Raw genomic sequence first — 16,518 nt, forward strand, 5'->3', positions numbered from 1 at the left:
CGCGATGGTAGCTGCCGTAGGAATGTTGTTTTTGGCGGTGACCGTCGACGCTGTGGCCGAGACTAAGGTCAACAGCGTTCGCCTGTGGCGGGCGCCGGACAACACACGGTTGGTGTTCGACTTGACCGGGCCGGTGCAACACAGTGTTTTCACCCTGACCTCCCCGGATCGGCTGGTGATCGACATCAATGGCGCCACCCTTGGCGCGCCGCTGAACGTCAACAGCGCCAATACCCCGATCACCGCCATGCGCTCGGCTCAACGCACGCCGACCGACCTGCGGGTGGTCATCGACCTGAAAAAAGCCGTCACACCAAAAAGTTTTACCCTGGCGCCAAACGCCCAATATGGCAATCGCCTGGTGGTCGACTTGTTCGATAACGCCGCCGATGCCGCGCCGATACCGCCGCCGACCAACGTCGCGACGGTGGCCCCGGTGCCGGTGACTCCGGTCGAACCCGCCGTTAAGCTGCCGCCTGCGCCTGCCGGCAAGCGCGACATCATCGTGGTGATCGACGCCGGCCACGGCGGCGAAGACCCGGGTGCCTCCGGCTCTCGCGGTCAGCGTGAAAAAGACGTGGTGCTGGCCATCGCCCGCGAACTGCAACGCCAGGTCAACGGCATGAAAGGCTTCCGCGCCGAACTGACCCGCACCGGCGACTACTTCATTCCGTTGCGCGGCCGTACCGAAATCGCCCGCAAGAAGGGCGCCGACCTGTTCGTCTCGATCCACGCCGATGCCGCGCCTTCGGCGGCTGCGTTCGGTGCGTCGGTGTTTGCCCTGTCTGATCGCGGCGCTACATCGGAGACGGCGCGTTGGCTGGCCGATAGCGAAAACCGCTCCGACTTGATCGGCGGTGCCGGCAACGTCAGCCTCGACGACAAGGACCGCATGCTCGCGGGCGTGCTCCTCGACTTGTCGATGACTGCGTCCCTCACGTCCAGCCTGAACGTTGGCCAGAAAGTCTTGAGCAACATCGGTCGCGTCACGCCGCTGCACAAACAGCGCGTGGAGCAGGCCGGGTTCATGGTGCTGAAGTCGCCGGACATCCCGTCGATCCTGGTGGAAACCGGGTTCATCTCCAACGCCAACGAAGCCTCCAAACTGGCCGCAGCGAACCACCAGCAAGCGCTGGCGCGTTCGATCAGCAGCGGCGTGCGCCAGTTCTTCCAGCAGAACCCGCCACCGGGCACCTACATTGCCTGGCTGCGTGATTCCGGCAAGATCGCCCAGGGTCCACGTGACCATCGGGTGAATCCGGGCGAGACGCTGGCGATGATTGCCGTGCGTTATCAAGTGTCTCCGGCCACCTTGCGCAGCGCCAATAACCTGAAAAGTGACGAGCTGAAGATCGGTCAGACCCTGACCATTCCCGGCACAGAACTGGCGTCCAAAGAATGAACCAGGTGGTGACCCATACGGCTCGCATCGAGCTGCTCAGCCCGCGACTGGCGAACCAGATTGCTGCCGGTGAGGTGGTTGAGCGTCCGGCTTCGGTGATCAAGGAATTGCTGGAGAACAGCCTCGACTCGGGCGCCAAGCGTATTGATGTCGATGTGGAGCAGGGCGGCGTCAAGCTGCTGCGGGTGCGCGATGACGGCAGCGGCATTTCTGCCGATGACCTGCCGCTGGCCCTGGCGCGACACGCTACCAGCAAGATCCGCAACCTCGAAGACCTTGAACAGGTGATGAGCCTCGGGTTTCGCGGTGAAGCCCTCGCCTCGATCAGCTCCGTGGCGCGTCTGACCCTGACGTCCCGCACCAAGGATGCGGATCAGGCCTGGCAGGTCGAAACCGAAGGCCGGGACATGGCGCCTCGCGTCCAGCCCGCGGCCCATCCGGTCGGCACCTCGGTGGAAGTGCGCGACCTGTTCTTCAACACCCCGGCGCGGCGCAAATTCCTCAAGACCGAAAAAACCGAATTCGATCACCTGCAAGAAGTGATCAAGCGTCTGGCGCTGGCACGTTTCGACGTGGCGTTCCATTTGCGCCACAACGGCAAGACCATCCTCAGCCTGCACGAAGCCCATGACGACGCGGCCCGCGCCCGGCGAGTGGCGGCCATCTGCGGTTCGGGTTTCCTCGAGCAGGCCATGCCGATCGAAATCGAGCGCAATGGCCTGCACTTGTGGGGATGGGTCGGGTTGCCGACGTTTAACCGCAGCCAGGCGGACTTGCAGTATTTCTTTGTGAACGGCCGTGCCGTGCGCGACAAACTGGTGGCCCACGCGGTGCGCCAGGCGTATCGCGACGTGCTGTTCAATGGTCGGCACCCGACGTTCGTGCTGTTTTTCGAAGTCGATCCGGCCGGTGTCGACGTCAACGTGCACCCGACCAAGCACGAAGTGCGCTTCCGTGACGGGCGCATGGTTCACGATTTCCTCTACGGCACCTTGCACCGTGCCTTGGGCGATGTCCGTCCGGATGATCACCTGGCTGCACCGGTGGCGACGGCGATCGTTCGACCGAGCGGTATCGATGCGGGCGAGTTCGGTCCGCAGGGTGAAATGCGTCTGGCGGCCAACGCGTTGCTGGAGCAGCCGCAGGCGCAACCTTCGTTCAATACGCCGGCAGGCTCAGGCGCAGGCGCCGGTTATCAGTATCAATACACGCCGCGTCCTCAGTCCGGCGTACCGGCGGCTGAGGCTCAGGCGGCGTACAAGGAGTTTTTTGCGCCGCTGCCAGAAGCCAACGCTGCTGCACTTCCAGCCGGACAGGACGATATTCCACCACTGGGCTACGCCTTGGCGCAGCTCAAAGGGATCTACATTCTCTCGGAAAACGCCCAAGGGCTGGTGCTGGTGGACATGCACGCCGCCCACGAACGGATCATGTACGAGCGCCTGAAAATCGCCATGGCCAGCGAAGGCCTGAGCGGCCAACCGCTGTTGGTGCCGGAATCGTTGGCGGTGAGCGAGCGCGAAGGCGATTGCGCGGAGGAAAACGTCGCGTGGTTCCAGCGTCTGGGCTTTGAGTTGCAGCGACTCGGCCCGGAAACACTGGCGATCCGGCAGATTCCGGCCTTGCTCAAGCAAGCCGAAGCCAATCGCTTGGTGAGTGATGTGCTGGCGGACCTGATGGAATACGGCACCAGTGACCGCATCCAGGCGCACCTGAACGAATTGCTCGGCACCATGGCCTGCCACGGCGCGATTCGGGCGAACCGGCGTCTGGCGCTGCCGGAAATGAACGGTCTGCTGCGTGACATGGAAAACACCGAGCGCAGCGGTCAATGCAACCATGGCCGACCGACCTGGACCCAACTGGGCCTGGACGATCTGGACAAACTGTTCCTGCGCGGTCGTTGATGAGCCAGCTCCCACCTGCGATTTTCCTGATGGGCCCGACCGCAGCGGGCAAGACTGATCTGGCGATCGAGCTGACCAAGGTCCTGCCGTGCGAGCTGATCAGTGTCGATTCGGCACTGGTCTATCGCGGCATGGACATCGGCACCGCCAAGCCTTCGAAAGAGATTCTGGCCGAATTTCCGCACCGGTTGATCGATATTCTCGACCCGGCGGAGAGCTATTCGGCGGCGGATTTTCGTCGTGATGCGCTTGAGGCGATGGCCGAGATCACTTCTCGGGGCAAAATTCCGCTGCTTGTAGGCGGCACGATGCTCTACTACAAGGCTTTGGTCGAAGGACTGGCGGAAATGCCGGCGGCCGATCCCGAGGTTCGCGCGCAGATCGAAGAAGAGGCTGCACGCCTTGGCTGGCAAGCCCTGCACGAACAATTGGCGCTCGTTGATCCAGTATCGGCGGCGCGAATTCATCCGAACGATCCCCAGCGACTCAGTCGAGCACTGGAAGTTTATCGCGTCAGCGGTCAGAGCATGACCGAGCTGCGACTGAGACAAAGTGCGCAAAGTACTGAAGCAGCCGCTTCGGGACTGCAACAATTGCCCTATACTGTCGCGAACTTGGCCATTGCTCCGGCAAATCGCCAGGTACTGCACGAGCGAATTAAACAAAGATTCACAGTTATGTTGGAACAGGGATTCATTGACGAGGTCGTAGCCCTGCGTAAGCGCAGTGACCTGCATTCAGGGTTGCCGTCGATACGTGCGGTAGGCTACCGACAAGTCTGGGACTACCTGGATGGCAAGCTGACACAAGCCGAGATGCAGGAGCGTGGAATCATTGCCACGCGCCAATTGGCAAAACGTCAGTTCACCTGGCTGCGCAGTTGGGCTGATTTACACTGGCTGGACAGCTTGGATTGCGACAATCTGCCGCGCGCCTTGAAATACCTTGGGACCATCTCCATATTGAGCTGAGTCCTTGCAATTGCCGTCTATCCTTGGGGGTGTGACGGCCACAAGCCATCTGTTTACCTATTTTTTATATTGAATCCTTAAAGGAGTGCGGCACATGTCAAAAGGGCATTCGCTACAAGACCCTTACTTGAATACTTTACGTAAAGAGAAAGTTGGGGTGTCCATCTACCTGGTCAACGGGATCAAACTGCAAGGCACGATCGAGTCTTTCGACCAGTTCGTTATCCTGCTGAAAAACACCGTCAGCCAGATGGTTTACAAACACGCTATCTCTACAGTGGTGCCGGTTCGTCCAATTCGTCTGCCTAGCGCAACCGAATCCGAAGCAGGTGACGCTGAGCCAGGTAACGCCTGATAGGAGTCTCCTTTGTTCTTTGAGCGCCACGGTGGTGGTGAGCGAGTGATCCTCGTTCACTTGGATGGACAGGACCCTGAGGCGCGCGAAGATCCGCAGGAGTTTCAGGAATTGGCTAATTCGGCCGGCGCCGAGACCGTTGCGTTTTTTAACGTGCCGCGTCATCGGCCAACCGCCAAATTCCTGATCGGTAGCGGCAAGGTCGAGGAACTGCGCGACCTGGTCCATGCCGAAAAGGCCGATCTGGTGATCTTCAATCACATCCTCACGCCCAGTCAGGAACGTAACCTCGAACGTGTTTTCGAGTGTCGCGTGATCGACCGCACCGGTCTGATTCTCGATATTTTCGCCCAGCGCGCCCGTACCCATGAAGGCAAGCTCCAGGTCGAACTGGCCCAGCTTGACCACATGAGCACCCGGCTGGTTCGTGGCTGGACTCACCTTGAGCGTCAAGGTGGCGGTATCGGCATGCGTGGCCCGGGTGAAACCCAGCTGGAAACCGACCGCCGCTTGCTGCGGGTTCGCCTGCGACAGATCAAAGGTCGGCTGGAAAAAGTGCGCAGCCAGCGCGAACAGTCGCGACGTGGCCGTATGCGTGCGGATATCCCTACCGTGTCTTTGGTGGGGTATACCAACGCCGGTAAATCCACGCTCTTCAATAACGTGACGAAATCCGACGTTTACGCGGCTGACCAGCTGTTTGCCACGCTCGACCCGACCTTGCGCCGTCTGGAACTGGACGACCTGGGGCCGATTGTCCTGGCCGACACGGTGGGCTTCATTCGCCACTTGCCCCACAAGCTGGTCGAGGCATTTCGGTCTACCCTCGAAGAGTCGAGCAACTCCGATCTGTTGTTGCATGTGATTGATGCGGCCGAACCAGATCGGATGTTGCAGATCGAGCAGGTGATGGTGGTGCTGGGCGAGATTGGTGCCCAGGACTTGCCGATCCTCGAGGTCTATAACAAACTCGATTTGCTTGAAGGCGTTGAGCCACAAATCCAGCGCGACGAAAACGGCAAGCCTCAACGGGTTTGGCTGTCGGCGCGTGATGGCAGTGGTCTGGAATTGCTTGAGCAAGCCATTGCCGAGTTGCTGGGCAGTGAGTTGTTTATCGGTACCTTGCGCTTGCCTCAGCGTTTTGCGCGACTGCGTGCACAGTTTTTCGAGCTGGGCGCGGTTCAGAAAGAAGAACACGACGAAGAAGGTGTCAGCTTGCTGGCCGTTAGATTGCCGCGCTCAGAGCTCAATCGACTGGTCAGCCGTGAAGGCGTTGTGCCGACGGAGTTTATCGAGCAACACACTTTGCAATAAAAGCCTGAGAAAGCGGTTGTGCCGCGGTGACAGGCATTCTGTAGCATTGGTCGGCGCGCCGTGGGTGCGTCTTTGCTTTATCAGATGGAGAGCGCTATGGCTTGGAATGAGCCGGGTGGCAACTCGAATAATCAGGATCCTTGGGGTGGCAAGCGCCGCAATAACGGCGACCGCAAGGGGCCACCGGATCTCGACGAGGCCTTCCGAAAGCTGCAGGAAAGCCTGAATGGGTTGTTCGGTGGTGGTAAGAAACGTGGTGATGACGGTGGTGGATCGGGCAAGAGTGGCGGCTTCGGCGGCCTGCTCGGCATCGGCCTGGTCGTGTTGGCGGCCGTGTGGCTGTACAGCGCGGTCTATGTAGTCGACGAGCAGGAGCAAGCTGTGGTGCTGCGCTTCGGCAAGTACTACGAAACCGTCGGCCCGGGCCTGAACATCTATTTCCCGCCGATCGATCGAAAGTACCTGGAAAACGTCACGCGTGAGCGTGCGTACACCAAGCAGGGTCAAATGCTCACTGAGGACGAGAACATCGTCGAAGTGCCGCTGACCGTGCAGTACAAGATCAGCAACCTGCAGGACTTCGTGCTGAGCGTCGATCAGCCGGAAATCAGCCTGCAACACGCGACTGAAAGTGCCTTGCGCCATGTGGTGGGTTCCACCGCGATGGACCAGGTGCTGACCGAAGGTCGTGAATTGATGGCCAGCGAAATCAAGGAGCGTCTGCAACGCTTCATGGATACGTATCGCACCGGCATCACCGTCACTCAGGTCAACGTACAGAACGCAGCTGCGCCGCGCGAAGTTCAGGAAGCCTTCGATGACGTGATTCGTGCCCGTGAAGACGAGCAGCGTTCGCGCAACCAGGCTGAAACCTACGCCAACGGTGTCGTGCCGGAAGCCCGTGGCCAGGCCCAGCGTATCCTTGAAGATGCCAATGGTTACCGCGACGAAACGGTATCGCGCGCCAAGGGTGAGGCCGATCGTTTCACCAAGCTGGTGAGCGAGTATCGCAAGGCACCTGAAGTCACCCGCGAGCGTCTGTATCTGGACACGATGCAGGAAGTCTTCAGCAATACCAGCAAGGTGCTCGTGACCGGCAACAAGAATGGCCAGAGCAATCTGCTGTACTTGCCGCTGGACAAGATGGTCGAAAGTGGTCGCAGCACCAGCGCTCCGGTGACCGGTGCGGCAGCCACCAGCAATGAAGCGAATGCGCGTGCGGCAGCTGATCTGCAGCAACAGCCATCTCGTACCAGGGAGAGTCGCTGATGAGCAATAAATCGCTGATCGCCCTTATTGTCGGCGTCGTCGTGGCCATCGCTGCCTGGAACTGCTTCTACATCGTGGCTCAGACCGAGCGTGCGGTGTTGCTGCAGTTCGGTCGCGTGGTTCAGGCCGATGTTCAGCCGGGCCTGCATGTGAAAGTGCCTTACGTTAACCAGGTGCGCAAGTTCGACGCCCGCCTGATGACACTGGATGCGCCAACACAGCGCTTCCTGACGCTGGAAAAGAAGGCCGTCATGGTCGATGCCTACGCCAAGTGGCGCGTGAAAGATGCCGAGCGCTTCTACACCGCAACTTCCGGTCTGAAGCAGATTGCCGATGAGCGTCTTTCCCGTCGTCTGGAATCGGGTCTACGTGACCAATTCGGTAAGCGCACGCTGCACGAGGTGGTTTCTGGTGAACGTGACGCGTTGATGTCCGATATCACTGCTTCGTTAAACTCGATGGCGGAAAAAGAGCTGGGCATCGAAGTTGTCGATGTCCGGGTCAAGGCCATCGATCTGCCGAAGGAAGTGAACCGCAGTGTGTTCGAGCGTATGAGCTCCGAGCGTGAGCGTGAAGCTCGCGAGCACCGCGCCAAGGGTAACGAGCTGGCGGAAGGCATCCGTGCCGACGCCGATCGTCAACGCCGCGTGCTGCTGGCTGAAGCCTATCGTGAATCTGAAGAGGTTCGCGGTGACGGTGATGCCCAGGCTGCTGCGATCTACTCCAAGGCCTACGGCCAGGACCAGGAGTTCTACGGTTTCTACCGTAGCCTGCGCGCCTACCGTGAAAGCTTCGCGAACAAATCCGACGTCATGGTCCTGGACCCAAGCAGCGACTTCTTCCGTTACCTGGAAAAAGCCAAGCCTTGATACGGCGTTGACCTGAATCATCCCCCGCCTGGCGGCTAAAGCCTCGGGCGGGGTGATCCTTTGGGAAAACGTGTGTATGATGCGGCAGCCGGGAAATTCCCGGCTTTTTTGCGTCTGCACGTTTGATTGCTGTTTTTAAGCGGGCGCCCGAGTTGAATGACTCGACAGGTTTTTCGAGGAAGGTGGTTGGCGAAGCCGGTTTCAGGCTTTTCGCCACGTTGTTTATGCGCGTGGTTTGCACATGAGCCGATCATTTTCTGCTTCACTCAAGGCTCGCCCAACGGCTGGCCGCCCGGATCATAGGGGAATGGCGTAATGGCAACGGTAGACCGCTGGCTGCTGCCAGATGGCATCGAAGAAGTACTGCCACCAGAGGCGGCGCGCATTGAAGTCGCGCGTCGTCAGGTGTTGGATCTGTTCCAGAGCTGGGGTTACGAGTTTGTCGTGACTCCCCATATCGAGTACCTGGAATCCCTGCTGACCGGCGCGGGCTCGGACCTCGATCTGCGTACCTTCAAGGTCATCGACCCGCAATCGGGCCGGCAGATGGGTTTCCGTGCTGACATCACGCCGCAAGTGGCGCGCATTGACGCGCACACCCTGCGTCGCGAAGGCCCGAGCCGCCTGTGCTATGCCGGCAGCGTGCTGCATGCCCAGCCGCGCGCCCTGTCGTCCTCACGCAGCCCGATCCAGCTGGGCGCCGAGTTGTACGGCGATGCCAGTCCGAGCAGCGACGTGGAAGTCATCAGCCTGATGCTGGCCATGCTGCAACTGGCCGATGTGCCGGATGTGCACATGGACCTCGGTCATGTCGGCATCTACCGCGGCCTGGCCCGTGCGGCCGGTTTGTCCGGTGAAGTTGAACAACAGTTATTCGATGCGTTGCAACGCAAGGCAATCGACGAGGTCATTACCTTGACCGAAGGCTTGCCTGCCGATCTGTCGGGCATGCTGCGCGCGTTGGTCGATTTGTGTGGCGGTCGTGAAGTATTGACCGCTGCCCGCGAGCGTCTGGCGAATGCGCCGGCGCCGGTTCTGGCGGCGCTGGACGATTTGCTGGCGATTGCCGAGCGTCTGTCAACGCGTTTCCCGGAATTACCGCTTTACTTCGACCTGGGCGAGTTGCGCGGCTACCACTACCACACCGGTGTCGTGTTTGCGGTGTTCGTGCCGGGTGTTGGCCAGTCCATTGCCCAGGGCGGTCGTTACGACGACATCGGCGCCGACTTCGGTCGCGCTCGTCCGGCAACCGGCTTCTCCACCGATTTGAAAACCCTGGTGACCCTGGGGCGTGCTGAGATCGAGCTACCGTCTGGCGGTATCTGGATGCCTGACAGTACGGATGCGGCACTCTGGCAGCAGGTTTGCCAGTTGCGCAGTGAGGGTCAGCGTGTCGTTCAGGCATTGCCTGGGCAACCTTTGGCCGCCGCCCGTGAAGCGGACTGCGACCGGCAATTGATCCAGCAGAACGGGCTTTGGCAAGTATCGCCACTGGCTTCTTGAGTTTTCCTGCCGGCCGCGGCCGGCACCAAGTTTGCGCGAATGAGGACAAGTGTTATGGGTAAGAATGTCGTAGTCCTGGGCACCCAATGGGGTGATGAGGGCAAAGGCAAGATCGTTGATCTGCTGACCGAACATGCTGCCGCCGTAGTGCGCTACCAGGGTGGCCACAACGCTGGTCACACCCTGGTGATCGATGGCGAAAAAACCGTTTTGCACCTGATCCCGTCGGGCGTGCTGCGCGAAGGCGTGCAGTGCCTGATCGGCAACGGCGTGGTGGTTGCACCCGACGCTCTGCTGCGGGAAATCATCAAGCTGGAAGAGAAAGGCGTACCGGTGCGTGAGCGCCTGCGTATCAGCCCGTCCTGCCCGCTGATCCTGTCCTACCACGTAGCGCTGGACCAGGCCCGTGAAAAGGCCCGTGGCGAGCTGAAGATCGGTACCACCGGTCGCGGCATCGGCCCGGCGTACGAAGACAAGGTTGCACGTCGTGGCCTGCGCATCGGTGACCTGTTCCACCGTGAGCGTTTCGCCGCCAAGCTGGGCGAGTTGCTGGACTACCACAACTTCGTCCTGGTCAATTACTACAAAGAACCTGCGATCGACTTCCAGAAGACTCTCGACGAGTGCATGGAATACGCCGAGCTGCTCAAGCCGATGATGCTCGACGTCACCGCCGAGCTGCACGAGCTGCGTCGCGCTGGCAAAGACATCATGTTCGAAGGCGCCCAGGGCTCCCTGCTGGACATCGATCACGGGACCTACCCGTACGTCACCAGCTCCAACACCACCGCGGGCGGCATTGCCACCGGTTCGGGTTTCGGTCCGATGTACCTGGATTACATCCTGGGTATCACCAAGGCCTACACCACTCGCGTCGGTTCGGGTCCGTTCCCGACTGAGCTGTTCGACGACGTTGGTGCATTCCTGGCCAAGCGTGGCCACGAGTTCGGCGCTACCACTGGCCGTGCCCGTCGTTGCGGCTGGTTCGATGCCGTCATCCTGCGTCGCGCTATCGACGTCAACAGCATCTCGGGCCTGTGCCTGACCAAGCTGGACGTGCTGGACGGTCTGGAAACCATCAACATCTGCGTTGGCTACAAGAACCAGGATGGTGCAGTGATTGACGCACCGACTGACGCCGACAGCTACATCGGCCTGGAGCCGGTGTACGAAGAGATGCCAGGCTGGACCGAATCCACCGTCGGCGCCAAGACGCTGGAAGAGCTGCCGCAAGCTGCTCGCAACTACATCAAGCGCGTTGAAGAGTTGGTCGGTGCGCCGATTGACATTATTTCGACGGGCCCGGATCGCAACGAAACCATCGTTTTGCGTCATCCGTTCGCTTAATAAGTCGTTGATGTAAAAAGCAAAGGGTCCTTGATTGGACCCTTTGTCGTTTCTGTCTGCCGGACGGCATGACCTTTGCTGTGATGTTGAATAAAAGCATCGCTTCCAGTGCGCCATCAATTTAATGGCGCCAAAGCAGAGGGATTCCAAGTGTCGGCCGTTCTCTCATTGTTACAAAGCCGTTTGTTGCGGCCTGTGTTCGTTACCCTTGGTATCGCCCTTTTGGTGCAGGTGCTGGTGGCTGTTGCCCTGACTCGGAGCACGGTGACTGCGCTTGAAGCCGATTTGGCTGCTCGCCTGGGTGCTGACAGTCAAAAGCTGTCTGGCGAACTTGAGCAGGCAGGGCGTGAAGTCACGTCGAGCCTGGACAATCTGTCCACCAGTACCCGCCAGCGACTCACCGCTGGCCTTTCTACGCGATTGAAAGACGAGCAGATGCAATTGCGTGCGACGTTGGAGAAGGATCTCAAGGATTCGGCCAACGACATGGCGCAACTGCTGGCGTCGGTCGCCCCGCGTGCCATGTGGGACAGCGACGTTCCAACCCTGTCCGAATTCGCCCGTCGGGCCCAGCGCAATCCCAACGTGTTGTTCGTGGTGTATGACGACGCGACGGGTCAGCACCTGACTCGCTACCTCAATCGCGAAAACCCGATCAACAAGGCGCTCCTCGAGAAAGGCCAGGGCGAGCGTGCGCTGGACAAAGTGCTGGATGCGGCGAAGAACGATCCGTCGGTCTACTACCTCGAAGCCTCGATCAACCCCAACGGCGTGGAAATTGGCAAAGTCTTGATGGGCGTCTCGACCGCCTCGGTGGAAACCGATCTCGCGGCCCTGGATAAACGGTTTGCGGCGCTGATCGCCAGCGGTGATCAGCTGGTCGGCGACAGCCTCAAAGGCGCGGCTGCCGACAGTGCCACCGCAATGCGTGCTCGTCTGACGTCCGCGCAGGCCACGGCTTCTGAAATGAAAGCCAATACCACCAGCACCGTGCAGGAAGCGGCGTCGACGTTGCGCTGGCGCATCGGGATGTTCCTGGCGCTGGTCGGTTGCGGTGTGCTGCTGTTGCTCGCTGTTGTGCTGGGCCGTCGAGTGGTCAATCGCTTGAAGATGCTCATCGCTGCAATGGATGATCTGGCTGCGGGCGAGGGCGACCTGACCAAGCGTGTGCAGATCAACAGCAAGGACGAAATCGGCGACATGGCCGCGGCGGTCAATCGCTTTGTGGATAAGTTGCAGCCGATCGTGCGCGAAGCGGGTGATGTGGCCCAGCGCACTGGCGTGGAAATCGGCGCCATGACCCTGCGCAATGCCGGTGCCGATGCGGCGGCGGGCATGCAGCGCGATGAAGTGGCCGAGAGCCTGCGCGCGTTGTCGCAGATGGCGGATGAAGCGCAGTCAGAAAGCCATGCCATGCAGGCCGCCTTGCAGCAGGTGGTGGACATTCGTTCGGCCACCGATGAGAACACCCGGACCTCGGCGAAAGTCGGCAGCCTGATCGAGGCGTTGGCCGGGCAGGTCGATACCGGATCGAAAGTCATCGAGCGGCTGGCGCAGCAAAGTGAACAGATTGAAGTGGTACTGACAGTGATCCACGGGATCGCCGAACAAACCAACCTGCTGGCACTGAACGCCGCCATCGAAGCGGCGCGTGCCGGCGAAACCGGTCGCGGCTTTGCGGTGGTGGCGGACGAAGTCCGGGCGCTGGCGAGCAAGACCCAGAGTTCGACCGGCGACATCCAGGCGCACATCGTGGCCTTGCAGCAAGGTGCGCGAGAAGCGGTGGCTGCGATTGGTCAGGCCGGGCGTCAGGCCAATGAAGGCTTGCTGGTGTTGCGTGACAGTGCGCGGTTGCAGCAATCGGTGCAGGCGTCGGTCGAGCAGGTGCATGCGGCGATTGGTCTGGCGACGCAGGCAGCAGCGCATCAGGCGCAAGGCGCGCAGGCGGTGCGCGGTCGGGTTGAGACCATTCATGCGCAGGCCGAGAAAGCGGCTCAGGCGGTGGTAGAGACCACGGCCAGCGGCAAGGTGCTGGATGGGTTGGCAGCGCAGTTGAAGGCTAGCCTGGGGCAGTTCAGGGCGTAAGACTTGTGTTGGTTGAGCTGACGTCATCGCGAGCAGGCTCGCTCTCACAGGATTGTGGGTGGGCACAGAATTTGTGACCACCTCAGATCAAATGTGGGAGTGAGCCTGCTCGCGATGGCGGTCTTAACGGCTCAAATACATCCGTGTCGTCAGTAAATAAACCGGCAACCCCGACACCAGAATCAACAACGCTGCATAGGGCGCCGCCGCCGCAAACTCCACGTTCGCGGTATGCGCCCAAACCTCCGTTGCCAACGTGTTGAGTCCGGTCGGACTCAACAACAGCGTCGCCGTCAGTTCCTTCATCGCATCCAGAAACACCAGCGCGAACGCTGCACCCAGCGCCGGGAAGATGATCGGCAGCGTCACTCGACAAAACGCACTGAACGACGACGCCCCGAGCGTGCGTGCAGCCTCTTCCAGTTGCGGTGCCGCCTTGTTCAGTGCTGTGCGAATCGGCGCTTGGGCCAATGGCAAAAACAGCAACGCATAAGCGATCAACAGCAACGCCGAAGTCTGGTAAAGCGCAGGCACGTAGTGCAGGGCGAAATACACCAGCGTCAGCGCAATCACCAGGCCTGGCAGCGCGTGCAGCAGATACGGCAAGCGCTCGGCCCAGATCGCCAGTCGGCCTTTATGGCGCACCACCAGCAAACCCACCGGCACCGCCAAAACCAGGCATAGCGCAGCGCCGCCCAGGGACAACGCCAAGGAAGACAGCAGTGCTTCGCTGATCGCCGCCATCGGAAATGCCGCCGAAGAACCTACTGCCAGCCAGTACGCCAACATCCCCAGCGGAATGCCGCTGCCGATGAGCGCCAGTGCCAGACAGTAAACCTGTCCGGCGACCGTCCAAGGCCCCAGTCGAACCTGCTCCGCACGCCGCGCGGCACCCTGGCCGGTGCGCACATGCCGACCTTTGCCGCGTACTCGCAGCTCAAGCCACAACAACACCAGGCACAGCGCCAGAAGCACCGCCGACAGCATCGCCGCATTGGCGTTGCTGAATTCCAGTTCGAATTGCTGATAGATCGCGGTGGTGAAGGTTTGCAAGCCGATGATCGACAGGGCACCGAATTCAACCAGCATGTGCAGGGCGATCAGCAGCGAGCCGGCCAACAATGAAGGCCAGAGCAGCGGCAGGGTGACTCTGAAAAACACACCCCAGCGATTCTGCCCAAGGGTCCGTGCGGACTCCTCCAGGGATGGATCAAGATTGCGCAGGGTTGCCGCGACCGGCAGGAATATCAGTGGATACTTGGACAGGGTCATCACCAGGATCGCCCCACCCAAGCCTTCGAAATGCGCGCTCAGGGACACCCAGGTAAAACTGCTGACGAACGCGGGCACGGCGAACGGCAAACACAGAATTACGCCCCACAAACGCCGGCCCGGCAGATTGCTGCGCTCCAGCAGCCAGGCAAGGGATAGGCCGATCACGCCGCACGCAACGGTCACGCCGATCATCAGCGCCAGCGTATTGCGCAGCAGCCCGAACACATAAGGCCGCCACAGCAGGTGCAGTGCCTCGGCCCAGCCGGCTTGCCAGGTCTTGATCCCGACATACGCCAGCGGCAAAAGGCTGAGCACCACCAGCAGCAACACCGGCAGCAGCAGCCAGATAGACGGGCGCTTGCGCCGTGGTACGTAACCCCCGCGCGAGGCGGGGGCGGATAACGATGCGCTCATCAGTTCAAGCCAACGTCACGTTCCAGGTCCAGGGCTTCTTCGGCATTGCCGAGGTCGGCCGGGGTGACTTTCGGCGCTTGCAGTTCGCTGAACGGCTTGAGGCCGCGATCCGATTCCATGCCTTTGTGCAGTGGGTATTCGGCGGTGGTCTGAGTGATCACGCGCTGACCTTCTTCGCTGGCCATGTAAGCGAGGAATTGCTGGGCTTCTTTTGGATGTTTGCTGGATTTCAGCACGGCGGCGCTGGAAACAGTGATCAGCCCGCCGACGTCGCCGCCGGTGAAGTAATGCAGTTTCGAATCGAGCTGGCCTTTTTCCCGCTGCAAGGCGAACCAGTAGTAGTTGTTCACCAAGACAGTGGCGACTTCGCCATTTTCCACTGCTTTCAGCGCAACCATGTTGTTGCTGTAAGTCTTGCCGAATGCGCGCAGGCCAGTCAGCCATTCTTCAGCCGCGTCCATGCCATGCACTTTGATGATAGCCACGGCCTGTTCCTGGAACGCGCCGCTGGTAGGCACAAAGCCGACCTTTCCTTGCCATTTCGGGTCGGAGAATTCCATCACCGATTTCGGCAGATCTTTTTCATCGATCAGTTTCGGGTTGAACGCGACCACGCGAACCCGGGCGGTGATGCCGATCCAGGTGTCATTGCCGGCAACGTAGTCTTTCGGCAGGACGGCGAGGGTGGCGGCGTCGGTCTGGGCCAGCAGGCCTTGTTCGCCGAGTTTGTTGAGAGGTGGCGATTCTTCGGTGTAGATCACATCGGCAGGGGAGCGATCGCCTTCTTCGACGACCTGGCTGGCGAGCTGGTTACTGCTGCCTTTGCGCACGTTGACGTGAATGCCTGTCTTGGCTTCGAAGGCTTTGGCGATGGCGTCGCCGACTTCCTTGTGTTGGCCGTTGTAGAGGGTCAGGGAAACTGGATCAGCAGCCTGGGTGAGGGGAGTGGCGAGTGCCAGGCCGAGCAGGGTAAAGGTCAGGCCTCGGCGCAGGGTATTTCGAAACATCATTCGCAGGGTTCCTCACTGTCGCATTGCAAAAACTTGAAACAATGATAAACGATATTGTTTCTCAAGTGCGCCTTGCGGGGCGCTGAGGGTTTTGCTAGAGGGGGTGCGAACTCTGTGGCGAGGGAGCTTGCTCCCGTTCGGCTGCAAAGCAGTCGCAGGTCTGACAAGGTGTTGCCGGGAAGAGTGAAGAGGGCTGCTTCGCACCCCAGCGGGAGCAAGCTCCCTCGCCACAGGAGAAGTAATGGCTTGAGGTCTTGAAAGCCAGAAACGCAAAAACCCGCTTTCGCGGGTTTTTGTGAAATTCAAGATCGTGACCTTGAATTTGAATTGGTGCCCAGAAGAAGACTCGAACTTCCACGACCTTGCGGTCACCAGCACCTGAAGCTGGCGTGTCTACCAATTTCACCATCTGGGCATAATCTTCAGCGTCTCCGCTGTTGATGTGGCGCACTATACGGAGCGAGTTTTGATCTGTAAACCCCTGATTTAGATTTAATAAATCAGATGCTCGGAATGCAAAAAACCCGCTTTCGCGGGTTTTTGTGTGAGCCTTGAAATTGATCTAATCTCAAGCTCGAAATTGGTGCCCAGAAGAAGACTCGAACTTCCACGACCTTGCGGTCACCAGCACCTGAAGCTGGCGTGTCTACCAATTTCACCATCTGGGCAGTATCGGCAACGCTAGTGCGTCGTCGATGGCGCGCACTATACGGAGCGTCTTTTTAACTGTAAACCCCTGGCATCAAAAAAACCTGGGAAATTTTACCAGCGGCATTTAAATCAGCTTTGCGCTGTCG

General features: G+C 60.0%; 12 protein-coding genes and 2 tRNA genes. 10 read left to right on the forward strand and 4 right to left on the reverse strand.

Annotation, left to right across the window (positions count from 1 at the left end; translation table 11 throughout):
• The first annotated feature begins 22 nt into the window (after positions 1-22).
• The 10 genes from ACA053_RS02585 to ACA053_RS02630 all read left to right on the forward strand — a co-directional run bounded on the left by ACA053_RS02585 (position 23) and on the right by ACA053_RS02630 (position 13,022).
• Positions 23-1,402: an N-acetylmuramoyl-L-alanine amidase gene (locus ACA053_RS02585; protein WP_371922072.1), complete on the forward strand. Its 1,380-nt coding sequence runs from the start codon at positions 23-25 to the stop codon at positions 1,400-1,402.
• Positions 1,399-3,309, forward strand: coding sequence for a DNA mismatch repair endonuclease MutL (mutL, locus tag ACA053_RS02590; protein WP_497394481.1), 1,911 nt, complete (start codon positions 1,399-1,401; stop codon positions 3,307-3,309). Before ACA053_RS02585 ends, mutL begins: the two co-directional genes overlap by 4 nt.
• The gene (gene miaA, locus ACA053_RS02595; RefSeq protein WP_010464198.1) at positions 3,309-4,280 is read left to right on the forward strand and encodes a tRNA (adenosine(37)-N6)-dimethylallyltransferase MiaA; all 972 of its coding nucleotides are present in this window, start codon (positions 3,309-3,311) and stop codon (positions 4,278-4,280) included. The genes mutL and miaA overlap by 1 nt, the downstream gene beginning before the upstream one ends.
• Before the next feature lie 94 nt (positions 4,281-4,374).
• Entirely contained in the window at positions 4,375-4,635 is a 261-nt protein-coding gene (gene hfq, locus ACA053_RS02600) for an RNA chaperone Hfq (protein WP_007902656.1), read from the forward strand.
• 12 nt (positions 4,636-4,647) lie between these two features.
• Positions 4,648-5,949, forward strand: coding sequence for a ribosome rescue GTPase HflX (hflX, locus tag ACA053_RS02605; protein WP_033055543.1), 1,302 nt, complete (start codon positions 4,648-4,650; stop codon positions 5,947-5,949).
• Between the two features lie 96 nt (positions 5,950-6,045).
• The gene (gene hflK / locus ACA053_RS02610; protein ID WP_109627702.1) at positions 6,046-7,218 is read left to right on the forward strand and encodes an FtsH protease activity modulator HflK; all 1,173 of its coding nucleotides are present in this window, start codon (positions 6,046-6,048) and stop codon (positions 7,216-7,218) included.
• The gene (gene hflC / locus ACA053_RS02615) at positions 7,218-8,087 is read left to right on the forward strand and encodes a protease modulator HflC (RefSeq protein WP_109627703.1); all 870 of its coding nucleotides are present in this window, start codon (positions 7,218-7,220) and stop codon (positions 8,085-8,087) included. The genes hflK and hflC overlap by 1 nt, the downstream gene beginning before the upstream one ends.
• 315 nt (positions 8,088-8,402) lie before the next feature.
• On the forward strand, positions 8,403-9,590 hold the full coding sequence (locus ACA053_RS02620) for an ATP phosphoribosyltransferase regulatory subunit (RefSeq protein WP_497315232.1): 1,188 nt from the start codon (positions 8,403-8,405) through the stop codon (positions 9,588-9,590).
• 54 nt (positions 9,591-9,644) lie between these two features.
• Entirely contained in the window at positions 9,645-10,937 is a 1,293-nt protein-coding gene (locus ACA053_RS02625) for an adenylosuccinate synthase (protein WP_010464193.1), read from the forward strand.
• Between the two features lie 150 nt (positions 10,938-11,087).
• A complete protein-coding gene (locus ACA053_RS02630; protein ID WP_109627705.1) occupies positions 11,088-13,022 on the forward strand; it encodes a methyl-accepting chemotaxis protein in 1,935 nt (644 codons plus the stop codon).
• Between the two features lie 123 nt (positions 13,023-13,145).
• On the opposite strand, the gene ACA053_RS02635 is transcribed toward ACA053_RS02630, so the two are convergent.
• The 4 genes from ACA053_RS02635 to ACA053_RS02650 all read right to left on the reverse strand — a co-directional run bounded on the left by ACA053_RS02635 (position 13,146) and on the right by ACA053_RS02650 (position 16,389).
• Positions 13,146-14,711, reverse strand: a complete 1,566-nt coding sequence (locus ACA053_RS02635) for an ABC transporter permease (protein ID WP_497394482.1) — start codon at positions 14,709-14,711, stop codon at positions 13,146-13,148.
• Positions 14,711-15,721, reverse strand: coding sequence for an extracellular solute-binding protein (locus tag ACA053_RS02640; protein WP_497394483.1), 1,011 nt, complete (start codon positions 15,719-15,721; stop codon positions 14,711-14,713). The genes ACA053_RS02635 and ACA053_RS02640 overlap by 1 nt, the downstream gene beginning before the upstream one ends.
• Positions 15,722-16,049: 328 nt before the next feature.
• A tRNA-Leu gene (locus ACA053_RS02645) sits at positions 16,050-16,136 on the reverse strand.
• Between the two features lie 166 nt (positions 16,137-16,302).
• A tRNA-Leu gene (locus ACA053_RS02650) sits at positions 16,303-16,389 on the reverse strand.
• Positions 16,390-16,518: the final 129 nt, after the last annotated feature.

It is taken from the genome of Pseudomonas sp. LBUM1672, assembly GCF_059695655.1.

Coding starts and splice junctions, on each gene's coding strand:
- hflC (WP_109627703.1), top strand. CDS start 7,218: ATGAGCAATAAATCGCTGATCGCCCTTATTGTCGGCGTCGTCGTGGCC.
- hflK (WP_109627702.1), top strand. CDS start 6,046: ATGGCTTGGAATGAGCCGGGTGGCAACTCGAATAATCAGGATCCTTGG.
- ACA053_RS02640 (WP_497394483.1), bottom strand. CDS start 15,721: ATGATGTTTCGAAATACCCTGCGCCGAGGCCTGACCTTTACCCTGCTC.
- ACA053_RS02585 (WP_371922072.1), top strand. CDS start 23: ATGTTGTTTTTGGCGGTGACCGTCGACGCTGTGGCCGAGACTAAGGTC.
- mutL (WP_497394481.1), top strand. CDS start 1,399: ATGAACCAGGTGGTGACCCATACGGCTCGCATCGAGCTGCTCAGCCCG.
- ACA053_RS02635 (WP_497394482.1), bottom strand. CDS start 14,711: ATGAGCGCATCGTTATCCGCCCCCGCCTCGCGCGGGGGTTACGTACCA.
- ACA053_RS02625 (WP_010464193.1), top strand. CDS start 9,645: ATGGGTAAGAATGTCGTAGTCCTGGGCACCCAATGGGGTGATGAGGGC.
- ACA053_RS02620 (WP_497315232.1), top strand. CDS start 8,403: ATGGCAACGGTAGACCGCTGGCTGCTGCCAGATGGCATCGAAGAAGTA.
- hfq (WP_007902656.1), top strand. CDS start 4,375: ATGTCAAAAGGGCATTCGCTACAAGACCCTTACTTGAATACTTTACGT.
- miaA (WP_010464198.1), top strand. CDS start 3,309: ATGAGCCAGCTCCCACCTGCGATTTTCCTGATGGGCCCGACCGCAGCG.